Source organism: Bacillus mycoides (genome assembly GCF_018742245.1).
In the GTDB taxonomy this organism is placed as follows: domain Bacteria; phylum Bacillota; class Bacilli; order Bacillales; family Bacillaceae_G; genus Bacillus_A; species Bacillus_A cereus_U.
The window spans coordinates 1,684,153-1,699,013 of record NZ_CP036132.1; the positions used below are offsets into that span (position 1 = coordinate 1,684,153).

Sequence of the window (14,861 nt, forward strand, 5' to 3'; positions counted from 1 at the left end):
GATTACATGGTAAATCGATTCGTATCAGTAAGACAAGTTGGAATGACAGTAGCATTGTTACTTGTGGTGATGTTAATCGTCATTCCGCTTTTTCTCATTTTATTTTCTAGTGTATATGAAAATAGCAGTTGGAATTTTTTAAAGCCTTTTGAAGTCATGCAGAGTGGTGGATTAGCTGGGATTTTTCTGAATTCAATGTTGCTAGGTGTACTCGTTGTACTAGGAGCTACAATATTAGCATTTCCATTAGCGTTCATTATGAGCAAAACAGATGTTGGAAAGCATAGTAAATTGGACATTGTTTTTATGATCCCATTTATGACGCCGCCGTATATTGGATCGATGGGCTGGATTTTGTTTATGCAACCTAACGGCTATTTTGAACAATTTTTTCCGATGCTAAAGACGATTTCATCTTCGTTTTTTAGTTTAGGAGGTATGGTTCTAATTATGAGTCTGCATTTATTCCCATTCCTTTATTTCATGTTAAAGAACACGTTACTTCAGATTGGGAGTAGTAAAGAAGAAGCCGCAGCAGTTCATGGTGGTGGATTCTTCTATCGTTTAAGAAAGATAATATTACCGTTATTATTATCAAGTTATGTAATGGGTGCTTTACTTATTTTCGTAAAGACGATTGCAGAATTTGGAACACCAGCTACATTTGGACGTAGAATTGGTTTCCATGTGTTAACATCTGAGATTCATAAATTTATTTCGAGTTGGCCGATTGATTTTAGTAGTGCAACAGCATTATCTTCTTTATTACTTAGTGCGTGTATGCTCATTTGGTATATGCAAAATGTATTGAATCGAAAGTACTCATATGCAATGGTTAGTGGAAAAGGTGTGAAATCTAAAAGGTATACTTTGTCTACACTTACACGTTTTATAGCATGGGTTTATGTAATTGCTTTACTAATAGTAGCAATTGGAATCCCATACTTTTCTATACTTATTGCTTCTTTGTCAAAATTAAGAGGCGGTGGCTTACATTTAAATAACTTTACAACAAGCCATTATGAAGCATTGTTTACAATAGGTTCTCCAGGATTAGAAGCTTTATGGAACAGTTTTATGTTTTCACTCGTAACAGCGATTGTTGCTGTAATTGTTGGGGTCTTTTTGGCACTTATGATTCGAAAGGGGAAAAAGTCCTCTGAAAAATGGCTTGATATGTGCGGTATATTACCGAATATGGTACCAGGAATAGTGATGGTTGTAGGGCTTATTTTATTTTGGAATTCACCATATATGCCTATATCAATTTACAATACGCCTGTCATGGTTATAGTAACGTATGTTGTTCTTTTTTTACCTTATACGGTGCAGTATGTAAAAGCATCGCTCGGACAAATTGATGATTCTCTTGTACAGGCAGGGAGTATTTTTTCTGGAAATTATATTTATATTTTTAGAAAAATAATATTGCCTCTTATTATCCCAGGCATTCTTGCTGGATGGGCGATGACATTTACGATTTCGATAAGAGAGTTAGTAGCATCGCTTCTCGTACTACCTCCATCAGTAGAAACGTCAGCAACGTTTATTTTTGCTCAATTTGAACAAGGGGAAGTATCTATAGGAATGGCGATGGCCGTTGTTTCTGTTGGGCTTACAACAATGTGCTTATTATTTCTGCAACATATGGAGCAAAAACGAAAAGGGGTAGCATGATGAGGATGGAAGTATGGGGAGGAGCGGGAGAATACGGTCGTTCCTGCTATTTTGTAAAAAATAAAGAGATGAAAATAGTATTTGATTGTGGTATTAATCGATCCTATGAGGAGAGTTATCCAAAAATAGAAAGAGAAATAGTTACATTTTTGGATGCGGTATTTTTATCACATATTCATGAAGATCATACGATGGGATTACCTTTATTGACGAAGTATGGATATAAGAAAAAAATTTGGACGACTCGTTATACGAAGGAGCAACTGCCAGCTTATTTTGAAAAATGGAGAAACTACAATCTTTCAAAAGGGTGGGATTTACCTTATAACGACCAAAATATTAAAGATTTAAATTATGTATGTATTGATGAGATTAGTAATCCAAATGAATGGATACAGATTACACCAACGTTGCGGTTTCAATGGGGGTATAGTGGGCATGTATTAGGAGCTGTTTGGTTTTTAGTGGATATGTGTAATACATACGTATTTTATTCTGGTGATTATTCAGCAGAATCTAATATACTACGAGCTAATTTACCTAAAAATTTGCGAAGCGATATAAAAATTGCAATTGTAGATGCCGCTTACCACACTGATGATGTTTCGCAAAATGAAAGATTAGACGATCTATGTACAGAAATTGAACGAGTTATGCAAAATAAAGGAATAGCATTACTACCGCTGCCGCAACTTGGTAGGGCGCAAGATATAGTATTGTATTTATATGAACGATATAAAGAATTTCCGCTTATAGTAGATAAAGAAATTTTGGCTGGATTTGAAGAGATGTTCATATATAAAGATTGGATAAAAAATAATGAAGAACTTCAATGGATTATGGAGAGTTTGAAAAGAAACATAATAGTTATGGATAATGACATTAGTATGCAAAATAGTTACGGAATAGTTGTAATGAGTGATGCGAATATGCAAACGAAAAGAGCACAGTTATACTATGAACAACTTCGGCATGAAGAACGGAATTCCATTATTTTTACAGGACATATTGCTAAAGGGAGTTTTGCAGAAAAAGTTATGAAAGAGCATGTAAGGAATACATGTAAGGTGAATCGAGTTCCGTATAAAGTTCATCAAAGTATAAGTGATGTTAAGGAAATGTTAAATACATTATTACCAGAACATACGGTGTTAGTGCACGCTCTTAAAGAGGATACGGATCGATTACAACAAAAGCTAAGTACAGCAGGATATGAAAATATATATTCACTTGCAATGGAACGTATAGAAGTAATTTAAAATGTAAAGGGGATAGGTATATGAAAAAAGTATTTGTATTCGTAAGCATTTTCTTTTGTTGTTTCCTTTATAACGTTAAGGAAGGGTTTGCTGCTAGTCCAATGAAACCTAGTTTTGAAGTGAAGTTATTATTAAAGCCAGAACAAGTATTAGGTTATAACAAAGAGATGAAGCAAGAGGTACTAGAACATTTCCAGGCTGGTACAAATTATGAAAGAATACAAGTGCAATTTTTAGATACGGTGAATAAAAGTTTAAGTAACGAAGGGTGGTTTGCGAGAATTCGAAAGAAAGAATTTAGTAAAGATTTTGAGCTAACATATAAAAAAAGATATCCTATTCAAAATGGTGTAATTCAAGATGCACTAGAAGTAGCTAAAAAAGATGGATTTGATAGTAAAACTGATAGTTATGAGGCGGAAATAGATTGGGGATTTGGGAAGAAAACGTTAAGTATTTCAAATAAGAAAAGTTACAGTGCTAAAGGATATGGGGTACTTGATTTACCAAATGAACAAGCTGCTCAAAATATGTTAATAGAAAAGTTACCAGGGAAAATGAACAAATGGTTGTATACGAATTGGGGAGAAGAGATGCTCAAGGATTCTCACATTTACGGTCCTGTATTAATGAAACGGTATACAGGTGAATTTGAAAATATAAAAACGAATATTGAAATTTGGCCATTAAGTAATACCGGGAAGATAGAAGATGACTTCGTAATAGAAGTGTCGTTTAAAACAAATGAGGAAAGTATCGCGACAAAACAAAGAGAATTATTAATGGCGAGTATAGAGAAAAAAGGATGGTTGTTACCGAAAGATAGTTTGAAGACAGAGCTTATTTTTCAGTAAATAGGAAAGAAGGAATCCATATGTCATGGATTCCTTCTTCTCATATATGAGCATTAAGCTAAATCAGCTGACACGAACATATCACTATTTTGTAGGTTTTTAGAGCGTAAACTATAAGCAACTACTTTCTTTTTATGTTGTTTTACAACATCAACATGTTCTTCATGACTATAAATATAAAATGTAAAATCCTTTTTACCACGTTTTGCATTGATAATTAAAGGAGTTCCCTCATTTTGTGGTGGTGCATAATAACGATCTAAAAATAGACCTTCGTTAAAATCAGTAATAATTTGAGATTTCTTATCGCCTTCTAAGCTATTTCCATTGATCGTTACAGTAACATTCTCTTCATCAAGTTGCGGATGTGTTTCATATCGGCTAATAATTGATTCAATAACGGAGTTTGGAAGACTAGAAACGATAATTTTAAATGCCCCAAATACAACTAACAGTACAATAAACCAAGTCGTCATATTGTATCATCCCCTTTACACTATTAAATAATATAACCCATATGGTAATAGTACATATGGTGAAGTTTTGTATATTTTGTGAAAAATTTTCCTTTTTCGAACGTTTTTTAACAAATGGAGATGTTTAAAGAATATAAGGTGATATTTGGTATGATAAAAATATAAAGTTTTTTTATTTATTTGTTAGAAAAATCAATTTTGTTACAAAAAGTTGAAATCGAAGTATTTTAAAAGAAAAAGGTTTATAATAAAAACATAACTAATTACAAGGAAGTGTAACTATGAGTACTGTAGCTATCGTGTATGGTATTATTCTTTCCACAATTATTATTTTATTTTTCGTTGGGGTTTCACGTTATATTCATAAATGGAAAGAAGGCGTTGCGAAATTAAATCACATTGAAGAAGAACTCAGTGATTTAATGTTACATCATGGTAAGTAAAAAGTTTATTTTTTAACTAAATAATGTGAAAAAAATCACAAAACATGCTCTCATAATGAAAGCATGTTTTTTTGTTGTTTAAGAAAAGAAACGTTTTTGTATAAATACTCTAATTCTTACTTAAAAAGGGAAATTTATTTAGTATAATATATAATATGTTTATTTTAGGGGGAGTATTATGAGAGGGTTAAAAGTTGTTGGAATTATAGCTGGAATTACTATAGTAGGTTGTATAGCTTTCTTTTCAGTGAAGGAATATGTCAATTCAAAAGAAGATCCTAGTTATGTGCTAAATTATATAAAAGAACATAAGGATGATAAAACAGCTTCTTTAATCGTTAAAAGAAATGGTGAGATATTAACATCACTAAATGAAAATGAAAAATTACCACTAGCAAGTATGTCGAAAATCGTTATAGCAATTGAATATGCTAAGCAAGTGGCCGAAGGAAAGGTAAGAAAAGACGAGCAGATTTCATTGAAAGAATTAGAAAAATACTACGTGAAGAATACTGATGGTGGTGCACACCCTGTATGGCTAGATGATGTAAAAGCTAGAGGGTTAGTGAACAATGGGCAAACTTCTTTAGAGGAAGTAGTTAAAGGAATGATTCAATATAGTTCGAATGCGAACGCATCATATTTATTGGACAAGCTTGGAACAGCACGTGTGAATGAAAGTTTGAAAGAGTTAGGCTTAAATAGTCACGAGGAATTTTATCCGGCGTATACAGCGGCATTGTATATGAGGGGGTATGTTGAAAAAGAAATGCATATTCCTCAAAATAAAGCATTGGACAAGCTACGTAATATGTCTAATGATGAATATGTTAAGCATGTATGGCAAATACATGAATGGATGAAAGACGAGAAAGAATGGGGAAAACGGGAGATATCGTTAAAAGCCGATATGGACTCCCAACGTATTTGGTCAGATCGATTAGTGAGTGCAAATGCTAAAGATTATATGAGTTTAATGGAGAAGATAAATAGTAGGGGATATTTCCCAAAGTCAATGCAAGATGAAATTGATAATGTTTTTAAAGGAACAGTTGAAAATAATAAGTTGGAATATGCTGGTCAAAAAGGTGGTTCTACCGCATTCGTATTGACAAAAAGCTTGTATAGTACGGATAAGAAGGGAAATAAGGTTGAGGTTGTAATAATGTTTAATGATATAGATAATCAAATTACATACCAAAAGCTTAGAAATAATATAGATTACTTCATTCAAGAGGTTATAACAGATGAAGAATCCAAAATAAAGTTATAATGAAATAATTTTATTATGTAAACAAAGGGCGCTTATTAGAAAGCGTCCTTTTCTTTTAATGATACAGGATTTCCTAATTACTTCATTGAATATAGATTGAAAATAAGAAAGGAAGTTGAATAATGACTACAATATATTTCGTTCGCCATGCCCACTCTACATATACAAAAGAAGAACGGGAACGCCCCTTATCTGAGAAGGGTTGGTTAGATGCACAAAACATAACAAGCTTGTTAAAAGATGAGAAGATTGATGTTGTTATTTCTAGTCCATACGAAAGAGCGATTCAGACCGTTGAAGGAATTGCGAATGCAAATAAACTATCAATACAATTGGAAGAAGATTTACGGGAAAGGTTATTAAGTAAAGAACCAGTACAGGATTTTAATGATGCTATTCAGAATGTGTGGGAAGATTGGACTTTTGCATACGAAGGCGGAGAATCGAATGATGTAGCGCAAAGACGTGCTGTATTATGTATGCAAAATATATTAAAAAAATATAAGGGGAAGAATATTGTAATAGGTACTCATGGGAATATTATGGTTTTACTTATGAATTATTTTGATTCGAAATATGATTTTCAGTTTTGGAAAACACTTCATATGCCCGATGTGTACAAATTAACTTTTAACAGTGATAGGCTAGTTTCTGCTGAAAGAATAGAGAATATTGGTCATCAGATAAATAATTTGTAAAAGTTTATCAAAAAAAGAGGAAAGAGAGAAGGTATTGTAGAAGTATGACTTTGTAACATAAAAAATATTGGTTAAAGGAGGCTGTTTACATGTTTGAGAGAGAGAAAGAAGGGCTTATTGAAGTTCACAACGTATATGAAATCGCACCAGCAGATGGAGCAATTATAGGTATGGCAACGGAAGAAGAAATGGAGATTGCTGCTGAACTAGAGTTACAGTACTATGCCCATTCTCGTTTATTAGAAGCAAATATTCAGTTAGACGGTTCCTCCTATAAAGAGTTACTTCAGGAGTTCCAGGAGTACGAAAGAAAATCAATGAATTTTTGGAGAGCAATACATAAACGTTTAGCTGTGCCATGGGCATGGGTACTACGTATTGATGTTGCGAATGGTCCTATATATGTAAGCAATGGGAGTTCGTATTATGAAGAAGTTGATGATGACGAAGAAGACTATGAATAGATAAGTAAGGAAGCAGCTTTAGTTGCTTCCTTTTTTTGTGTGTAAAGATTGAATGACTTGAATGATAATATCTGGTCGATCATTTTCTATTCCGTGACCAGCATGTTCGGCAAGAATATATTTGCTGTTTATTGAGAGGTGTAATTGTTCACGAATAAGTTCTTGCCACATATCTTCAAGTTGTGTAGCTTCTTCTTTTGGCATACCGCCCTCAATCAATTGAGCAATAGAATATTGAGGATCTCTACCGATAACGATTAATGGTATTTCTAATGTTTTATGTTGTTTTTTTATTGAGCGAGCACAATATTTCCACTCGGACAGTTCAGAAGCTGTCGCTTTATATAATGAAGGAGATGTAGAAAATTTGATATGCTGTTTTGTTGTATTGACGAGCATAGGTTTTAGTTCAGTATAAAGCGCGTCTGCATCGATGTTGGAGTAAGTATGATATTTTTGTAGCCAAGTATCGTCAGAATCAGTTTGATCAGAAATCGGTAAATGAAGCTCATCTAATCGGTGTAAGTTCATGGAAGTAGAATCAACTAAAATAAGTGCTTTAATTTGATCCTCATGTAATATCGCAAAATGTTGTGCGCATAAACCTCCATAGGAATGACCAATTAAAATGATTGGCTCGTAAATAGCTAGTTCATGTAGCAGCATATGTAGTTCCTTTGCAGCTTGTATTGTTGTACGTGGATTAGTTCCTAGCTCACTTTCTCCGTAACCTGGGCGATGATATGAAATGACTGTAAAGTTTTGTGAAAGCTTTTCTATAATAGGAAGCCAATCATAAAATGAGCATCCCATTCCTGTTTGAATGACTACAGTTTGTTTACTACTACCTCTCATATATACTTCTACATTTTGTCCAAATATCTTTACTGATCTATTAATAGTAATTCCCCCTAAGCTTGAAATACTTTTTGGCAAGTAAAGACGATACACCAGGCACATATGCCAAAGAGTATAGATGTACTAAGTGAAAAGGAGTTCTTTAAACCGATATAAACAATAAATAATAGTAGTGCAGATGCAGGAAATCCATATAATACGCCTAAAGCGAATTGACTTAACTCTTGTTTACTCCCACCTTCGAAAGAAATCCAAAATAAACTAAGTAAACTAATAAGAGGAAGAGCTGCGATAAAGCCACCAAGTGTACTATAGTATTTAGCAAATTCGGTTACACCCCCAATAATGAGGGCGGAGACGATGACCTTAACGAGGAAATGCATATTTTGCCTCCTTAGCTAATAACGAAAAGGCTTTTTCTATTAGTTGTTGCTCTTCTTTTGATAACTGTGATTCTAATATTTGTATCTTTTCTTTATCTAGCAAAGTATGCTTTTCTAATGCTTCAATTCCTTCTGCCGTTAATGTAAGGTTCACAACTCTTTCATCTTGTTTATTTCTTTCTTTAATGATAAATCCTTTTTGAATAAGGCGTTTCACGTGTTCAGACGCTGTGTTATGAGATAAACCGAGTTCAGAAGCAACTTTTCCAATTGTTATGTCATTCTCACGAGAAATGATTTGTAAAATGCGAATTGCTTGGTGAGAAAGATTGTCTTCATACTCATATCGTAAGTGGTAGTAAATTGTCTCCCAATGTGGATTAATATCTTTCATATTATAAATCCCCCTAACTTTTATATCGTATTATAAGATATATTCGCTTGGTAAGAATTAAAATCCTGTTATTTTCATAATAAATGTTGAAAAAGTTTATTTTTATTGAAATATAAGGTAATCTATGTGTAAAGGTATACATTTAGCAAGAGAGAGGATGATAGCTGTGAATACATTTAAATGGATTAGTCATGAAAAGATGTATGTAGATCAAATACATGTTGAAAAATGTGGTCCTCTTTCAGTCGGCGTATATGGAGGAAATCAAGAGAGTGATGCATATGAAAGAGGAGATGCAGTGCTAGCTTGGTGGGATCCGAAATTAGAATTTGAATTTGTTATGATTTTTGATACACATCATAAAACGAAAAATATACATTATATAATAGAAGCGATTTCAGAAAGAGAAGGACAACTAAAAGAATTATTTTCATATCCAATCCATTTAGCTTTTCATCATACCCATATGTATTTATTAGCGTTATTTACAGATGAGCTATTTATCGAGAAATGTGACCAAGATGATGAGGAACTTGCATGTTTAATTTGTTTACGAAAAGGCGAGTTCTTATATTGGCTATCAGTTGGTGATTGCTTCGCGTATTTATTCCATTCAGAGCAAACGGAAAATGGAAAAGGTAGGCTAAATAAGCGTAAGAACTATGAATATATAGGAAGAAAAAATGTTTTTGCAGCGAATACCCCTTGTTTTACATCAGGGATAAGGGGATTAGAAAAAGGTCAGAATCACATTGTAATGGCAACAGATGGTATTTTAGAATGTGATAAACGAAAGTTTGATGATGATCAATCTTTAGTAGAAATATTACACGACGGAACTTGTTTACAGATTGAGCCTGTATTAACAAATGTACTTCAGTGGAAAGGTAGAGATTGTGCCACTATTATTGGATGGTCCATCGATACTGAAGATAGACAATGTGCCAATTAATAAATGAAAGGGAGTTCAAGGGTTTTTGTCCTTGAACTCTTTTTTGTTAAGCGATATGAATATGATACGTTTTTAACCATTCATTTACTTGTAGCATATACTCCATAGCACTTCTTGCTTCAAAATTGTTAACCACTTTATTACTTTGATCAGCAATTGCAAGTAATATGGAATGGTTAATAAGTGAGAAAACAGGATTGTTTTTATTGCTGCACATATCAAGTGTTAAATTACGGATTGTTTGTAAATAATGTGGATCTTGTGAAGTAGGATAAGCGCTTTTTCTTCTATTTCGCACATCATCAGGTAAAGCAGGTTTCAGTGCTCTACGTAAAATACCTTTTTCAATATTATCAATACTTTTTATGTTGAAAGGAACGTTCCATAAATATTCAACTAATCTAAAATCGCAAAATGGTACACGAACTTCAAACCCTACAGCCATACTCATACGGTCTTTACGGTCAAGTAAGAACGGGAGAAATCTCGTTAAAAATAAATAAAACATTTGGCGTTGTTTCGCGGATTTTTTACTTTCTCCTTCAAGAGTAGGTACTTCAAGAACAGCTTCATGGAATCGTTTATTAATATAATGCTCAGGATTACATTGAGTTGTTACGTCGCTTAATAATAGAGAAGATGTGTTTTTCCAGTTTGTTAACCACGGAAACTTATCTACATATAATAGTTCTTCTTGATGAAACCAAGGATATCCCCCGAATACTTCATCAGCAGATTCTCCAGATAAAGCTACGGTTGCATCTTTTTTCATTTCGCAAAATAGTAAATATAGTGAAGTTTCCATTTCGCCAGCACTTGGTAAATCTTTTGCACGGAGGGGAACGAATAAGTGATTTGCTAATTCTTCAGCATTCACAATAATATCATGATGCGATGTCCCTACATGTTCAGAAACACGTTTTACCCAAGGAGCGTCTAAACCAGTGCGAGCAAATGTCAGCTCGAAATCTTTTGCGCTATTTACAAAGTCAACGGAATACGTATGAAGAGTTTTATTTTCCGTTGCAAATTCTTTCCCCGCTAGTGCAGTAATACCGCTAGAATCTAATCCGCCTGATAACATACACACAAGAGGAACATCGGCAATTAATTGTCTTTTTACTGTATCTTGTAAGATAGATAAAATATGTGAAGATGTGTCTCTGGTAGATTCTTTATGGACCTTACTTTCTAAATTCCAATACTTCTTAACTACCTTTTTATCACGTGTAAAAGATATAAAATGTCCAGCACGTACTTCTTGAATATGTTTAAAGACGCCACATCCTGGAGTTCGAAATAATCCTAATCCAAATATTTCATTTATGCCATCCGCATCAATTTCAGCAGGAACAGATGGGTGAGCTAATAATGCTTTTATTTCAGAGCCGAAAATAATACTGTCATTTCTTTCTGTATAAAAAAGTGGTTTTACCCCTAAATGATCTCGTGCTAAAAACAATTGTTGCTTCTGATCATCCCATATTGCGAAAGCGAAAATTCCATTTAAACGTTGCACGCAGTCTTCTTTCCATTCTAAATAAGCGTGTAGTAACACTTCTGTATCCGAGTGAGTTTCAAAGGCATGCCCACATTTTTGAAGTTGTTCTCTCAGTTCACGAAAATTATAAATTTCTCCATTATAAGTAAGAGCATACGTGTAATCTCCGGCACGAAATGTTTTTGGCTGCGTTCCGCCTTCTGGGTCAATAACAATTAAACGTCGGTGTGCAAAGGCCGCACGAGGAGAAAACCAAAATCCTTCAGCATCAGGACCACGATGCTGAATACTATTTGCCATCTTTTCTAAAATAACATGTTGATTTGAAAGATCTTTCTTCCAATCTATCCAGCCTGTAATTCCACACATACAAATCTCATCTCCTAATTTTAAATAGTAGATTAACAAAATAAAATGTACACCAAGTTAAAGAATGGTTATGTAAATAGTGTACTACGTTAATTAAATTGTAGACTTGAGAAAATTTTCTTCAAATTCAAAGTTATATGAGACAACAGGTAAGGAAAAGTATTCCATTACATACAAAAAATAATAAAAAAGATGAGAGAAAACTTTTTTCTGGACGTTATATAGAGTGTAAAAGCTTTTACAAAAAATAAGGGGAATCACTATATGAAATCAAATGAGAAAAATTTTATAAAAAGATTACAGCGACAAAAAGAAGATGCGCTAGAATTTGTTGTTGATACATACTTACCACTCATAAAGGGGATTACGCATAAAGTTCTTCTTCCAGTTCAAAATGATGGACTCATAGAGGAATGTGTAAATGATATATTTCTTTCCATTTGGAATAACGCAAATAAGTTTCATGGAGAGCCGAGTGATTTTAAAAAATGGATTGCAGCGATTGCAAAGTTTAAAGCAATTGATTATTACCGGAAAGCAACTAAAAAAGTAGAAATCATTTCAGATGAGTTTCATATAAGTACGGAAAAATCGGCAGAAGACGAATTAATCGTTATGGAAGATAGGGAAGAATTATTGAAGCTTATTAATCAATTAGAACCGTTAGATCAAAAAGTGTTCATTATGAAATATCTACTCGGTATGAAGACAGAAGAAATAGGTGACAAGTTAGGACTAACTCGAGCGGCGATAGATAATCGTGTGTATCGCGGGAAAAAGAAGCTACAACAAAATGCTACGAATATTAGTTTTGGAGGTAGTGTAATATGAAAGATATTTATGAACTATTAAATGATATTGATATAGATGAAAAAGAACTTGAGGAAATTGAGGCTTCTGAAATTGAAAAAGAAAAAGTGAAGCGTAATTTAAAACAATCTATACGTACGAAGAAAAAGGTGAAAACTTGGAAAAAAGGTGTCGCTGCTGCATCTATTTTAGTAGGATTATCAGTTGCAACGCTCGGTATCGGATTTCCTACATATGCTGGGGGATTGCCAATTGTAGGTGACATATTCCGCTTTTTAGATAACGGTAGAACAGGATTATATGAAAATTATAAAGAGTTTTCGACTGAATTGAATATGACGAGAGAGAGTAATGGGGTTAAGGTTACAATTAATGATGCTGTTTTTGATGGGAGAACAATTACAATCACATATTCTATTGAGAGTGAAAAAGATTTAGGAGAGAAACCGTTCCTATTTGGAAGTCCGCAAGTTATGGGCTTTAATGGCGGGGGAGGTAGTTCGAACGTTACAAAAGTTGGAGAGGGAAAATATGTAGGTATGACCACTATGAGTGGTATCGATAATGATAATGAAAGGCTAGATGTTGCAAATGTTTGGTGGGATATAGAAGCAGTTGAGTTGGATTATGAAGGTAATGTAATAAAGGGGAACTGGAATTTCGCACTTAGTTTAAAAGCAATGGATAGTAAGGAAGCAAAGGTTAATGGGGTTTCTGAAAATGAATTAATAAAAGTAAATATAGACAAAATGGAAGTAACCCCGATGTCCTTTATCGTTTTTTACAATCAAGAAGAATCTAAGGCATTAAGAAGTATATGGGATAGCGCTGATGTGGAATTAGAAATAAAAGATGATATAGGAAATAAATATGCAGGTAAAGGAAATGGTGGAAGCAGTAAAGTAGCAGAACCGCATAAAAGTAGTTGGAGTGCTACATTCCAAAAATTAAACGAAAATGCTACAAAGCTTATTGTCACACCTCACGTGAACTTGCGAGTTCATACACCTGAAAATCATGGTGGAGTAGAGTTTGTTGATGGGAAAGAGAAGAAAATTGAAGTGCCGAAAAAAGAGGCGAAAAAGAAAGATATTGTGTTAGATGATATTGTGATTGATTTAAAGAAATAACAAAGAGAGACTGCCTGAAATGAATACATAGGCAGTCTCTTTTTTGTTAAGAATTAGTAACGAGTAACGCATGAGGATGCTGAGTTTTATATTCCTCTTTCCATGGAATGTTTAATTGTTCCCAAGTTTCTCCGCTGTTAACGGATTGAAACAAGCCATTATTATTTAAAGTGTAAAATGTATGCGGTTCTGCTGGGTTTGTAGCAAACATTGAAATGACTGTACCGATTGCAGAAGGTAGTCCTTGCTGTACTTGCTCGAAAGGAGTATCTTTCGTTTTTCGATAAATATAAGATTCATAAGGAATACGGTGATGAGCGAGATCAGCACTCGGTGCGGCAGAAACGAGAATTGTATTACAATCAGCTGGATCGATAGCCATGCTGTATAAATAATGATGTTCAAGTCCTTCACTACATGAAATCCAGCTGTTTCCACTGTTATAACTTTCAAGATAGGCACGATCAGGTCCGCCCATAAACCCATCACCACATGATGCATAAAGGCGATTTGGGGCTTCAGGGTGCATGAGTAATTGATGAGCATCGATAGGGGCACCGAATTTTTTATCAATCCATGTATGCCCTTTATCGTTACTTTGAATAACAGCACCAGCTTCGATTGAAACGTGGATTGCACGTTGATCGTTTGGATCAATTGTAATCCAGCGTACGTGATGGGTAAAAGGTCTAGGCGGGAAAGCCCACGTATAAGAAGATAATAATGATTTCATATTTTTAAGTTCAGTCCACGTTACACCGCCATTTTCTGAACGAAATAAAGCACTAGGTTCTGTACCTACATAAACGACTCCATATCCGTTAACTTGTTCATTAGGGCTTATCGTAATGGAAGTGATTGAAGAATGTAAAATACCGTCTTCTTTCGGAAAGTCAAAGTAACGATAAGAATCTCCAATTGGTCTCCATGAATCCCCACCATCATCGCTTAACCATAGACCTCGTCCAAATGTTCCACAATATACACGATTCTTTTGAAATGGATCAACTGCAATACAAGTAGGCTGCATATTTTGTAAGTGGTAAGTCGTTTCGTAGTTACCATCTTGTTCTTTTATTACAACAAGTTCACGCTCCATACAGAGAAATAAACGTTTCATTTAAGTAACCTCCTTAAAAATTCTTTCATTAGTAAACAATATGAAAATAAAAAAGAAGTAGTCTTGTTTTTATTTGAGAAAAAGGACTTGTTTGAAAAGTAGCGAAGTGTGTATACAGAAGGAATCGGGATAAAGTGAAACTTTAATCAGTGGGGGTTTTGTTCATCCCCACTGATTATTAGCCTTCACCAATCGGACGT

The 14,861-nt window shown here is 34.0% G+C and carries 16 protein-coding genes and 1 pseudogene; 11 read left to right on the plus strand and 6 right to left on the minus strand.

The window, feature by feature from the left end:
• The first annotated feature begins 6 nt into the window (after window positions 1-6).
• The 3 genes from EXW56_RS08610 to EXW56_RS08620 are packed head-to-tail and all read left to right on the plus strand — an operon-like array spanning window position 7 to window position 3,790.
• On the plus strand, window positions 7-1,677 hold the full coding sequence (locus tag EXW56_RS08610) for an ABC transporter permease (protein WP_215558268.1): 1,671 nt from the start codon (window positions 7-9) through the stop codon (window positions 1,675-1,677).
• A complete protein-coding gene (locus tag EXW56_RS08615) occupies window positions 1,674-2,936 on the plus strand; it encodes an MBL fold metallo-hydrolase (RefSeq protein WP_002201000.1) in 1,263 nt (420 codons plus the stop codon). The genes EXW56_RS08610 and EXW56_RS08615 overlap by 4 nt, the downstream gene beginning before the upstream one ends.
• Before the next feature lie 20 nt (window positions 2,937-2,956).
• Window positions 2,957-3,790 carry a hypothetical protein gene (locus tag EXW56_RS08620; protein ID WP_002200999.1) on the plus strand — a complete coding sequence of 278 codons (834 nt, stop codon included), beginning with the start codon at window positions 2,957-2,959 and terminating at the stop codon, window positions 3,788-3,790.
• 53 nt (window positions 3,791-3,843) lie between these two features.
• On the opposite strand, the gene EXW56_RS08625 is transcribed toward EXW56_RS08620, so the two are convergent.
• A complete protein-coding gene (locus EXW56_RS08625; RefSeq protein ID WP_002200998.1) occupies window positions 3,844-4,266 on the minus strand; it encodes a YfmQ family protein in 423 nt (140 codons plus the stop codon).
• A gap of 41 nt (window positions 4,267-4,307) precedes the next feature.
• Between EXW56_RS08625 and EXW56_RS28060 the strand changes: the two are divergent.
• From EXW56_RS28060 to EXW56_RS08645, 5 genes and pseudogenes are all read left to right on the plus strand, one after another.
• Window positions 4,308-4,497: pseudogene (locus tag EXW56_RS28060) on the plus strand (hypothetical protein).
• Window positions 4,498-4,547: 50 nt separating this feature from the next.
• Complete coding sequence (locus EXW56_RS08630; RefSeq protein WP_002158451.1) at window positions 4,548-4,709, plus strand: hypothetical protein; 162 nt, start codon at window positions 4,548-4,550, stop codon at window positions 4,707-4,709.
• Window positions 4,710-4,887: 178 nt separating this feature from the next.
• Window positions 4,888-5,982, plus strand: coding sequence for a serine hydrolase (locus EXW56_RS08635; protein ID WP_098988070.1), 1,095 nt, complete (start codon window positions 4,888-4,890; stop codon window positions 5,980-5,982).
• Between the two features lie 122 nt (window positions 5,983-6,104).
• A complete protein-coding gene (locus EXW56_RS08640; protein WP_215558269.1) occupies window positions 6,105-6,680 on the plus strand; it encodes a histidine phosphatase family protein in 576 nt (191 codons plus the stop codon).
• An 89-nt stretch (window positions 6,681-6,769) separates the two neighbouring features.
• A complete protein-coding gene (locus tag EXW56_RS08645) occupies window positions 6,770-7,144 on the plus strand; it encodes a hypothetical protein (protein ID WP_002200994.1) in 375 nt (124 codons plus the stop codon).
• A gap of 18 nt (window positions 7,145-7,162) precedes the next feature.
• On the opposite strand, the gene EXW56_RS08650 is transcribed toward EXW56_RS08645, so the two are convergent.
• From EXW56_RS08650 to EXW56_RS08660, 3 genes are read right to left on the minus strand one after another with little or no spacing between them, the layout of a single operon-like run.
• A complete protein-coding gene (locus EXW56_RS08650; RefSeq protein ID WP_098988071.1) occupies window positions 7,163-8,104 on the minus strand; it encodes an alpha/beta fold hydrolase in 942 nt (313 codons plus the stop codon).
• Entirely contained in the window at window positions 8,056-8,385 is a 330-nt protein-coding gene (locus EXW56_RS08655) for a DUF3147 family protein (protein ID WP_002158445.1), read from the minus strand. Before EXW56_RS08655 ends, EXW56_RS08650 begins: the two co-directional genes overlap by 49 nt.
• Complete coding sequence (locus EXW56_RS08660; protein WP_002158444.1) at window positions 8,369-8,779, minus strand: MarR family winged helix-turn-helix transcriptional regulator; 411 nt, start codon at window positions 8,777-8,779, stop codon at window positions 8,369-8,371. The genes EXW56_RS08655 and EXW56_RS08660 overlap by 17 nt, the downstream gene beginning before the upstream one ends.
• A gap of 124 nt (window positions 8,780-8,903) precedes the next feature.
• Here EXW56_RS08660 and EXW56_RS08665 point away from each other — a divergent pair, with 124 nt between their 5' ends.
• Window positions 8,904-9,731 (plus strand): PP2C family serine/threonine-protein phosphatase, encoded by an 828-nt coding sequence (locus tag EXW56_RS08665; RefSeq protein WP_002200992.1) that lies wholly within the window; start codon window positions 8,904-8,906, stop codon window positions 9,729-9,731.
• Window positions 9,732-9,777: 46 nt separating this feature from the next.
• On the opposite strand, the gene asnB is transcribed toward EXW56_RS08665, so the two are convergent.
• On the minus strand, window positions 9,778-11,601 hold the full coding sequence (gene asnB / locus EXW56_RS08670; RefSeq protein WP_215597366.1) for an asparagine synthase (glutamine-hydrolyzing): 1,824 nt from the start codon (window positions 11,599-11,601) through the stop codon (window positions 9,778-9,780).
• Between the two features lie 264 nt (window positions 11,602-11,865).
• Between asnB and EXW56_RS08675 the strand changes: the two genes are divergently transcribed.
• Both EXW56_RS08675 and EXW56_RS08680 read left to right on the plus strand, forming a co-directional pair.
• Window positions 11,866-12,432: a sigma-70 family RNA polymerase sigma factor gene (locus EXW56_RS08675; protein ID WP_002200990.1), complete on the plus strand. Its 567-nt coding sequence runs from the start codon at window positions 11,866-11,868 to the stop codon at window positions 12,430-12,432.
• A complete protein-coding gene (locus tag EXW56_RS08680; protein ID WP_002200989.1) occupies window positions 12,429-13,541 on the plus strand; it encodes a DUF4179 domain-containing protein in 1,113 nt (370 codons plus the stop codon). Before EXW56_RS08675 ends, EXW56_RS08680 begins: the two co-directional genes overlap by 4 nt.
• A gap of 46 nt (window positions 13,542-13,587) precedes the next feature.
• Here EXW56_RS08680 and EXW56_RS08685 read toward each other — a convergent pair whose 3' ends face one another.
• Entirely contained in the window at window positions 13,588-14,661 is a 1,074-nt protein-coding gene (locus tag EXW56_RS08685) for a beta propeller repeat protein (RefSeq protein WP_215597367.1), read from the minus strand.
• Between the last annotated feature and the right edge of the window lie 200 nt (window positions 14,662-14,861).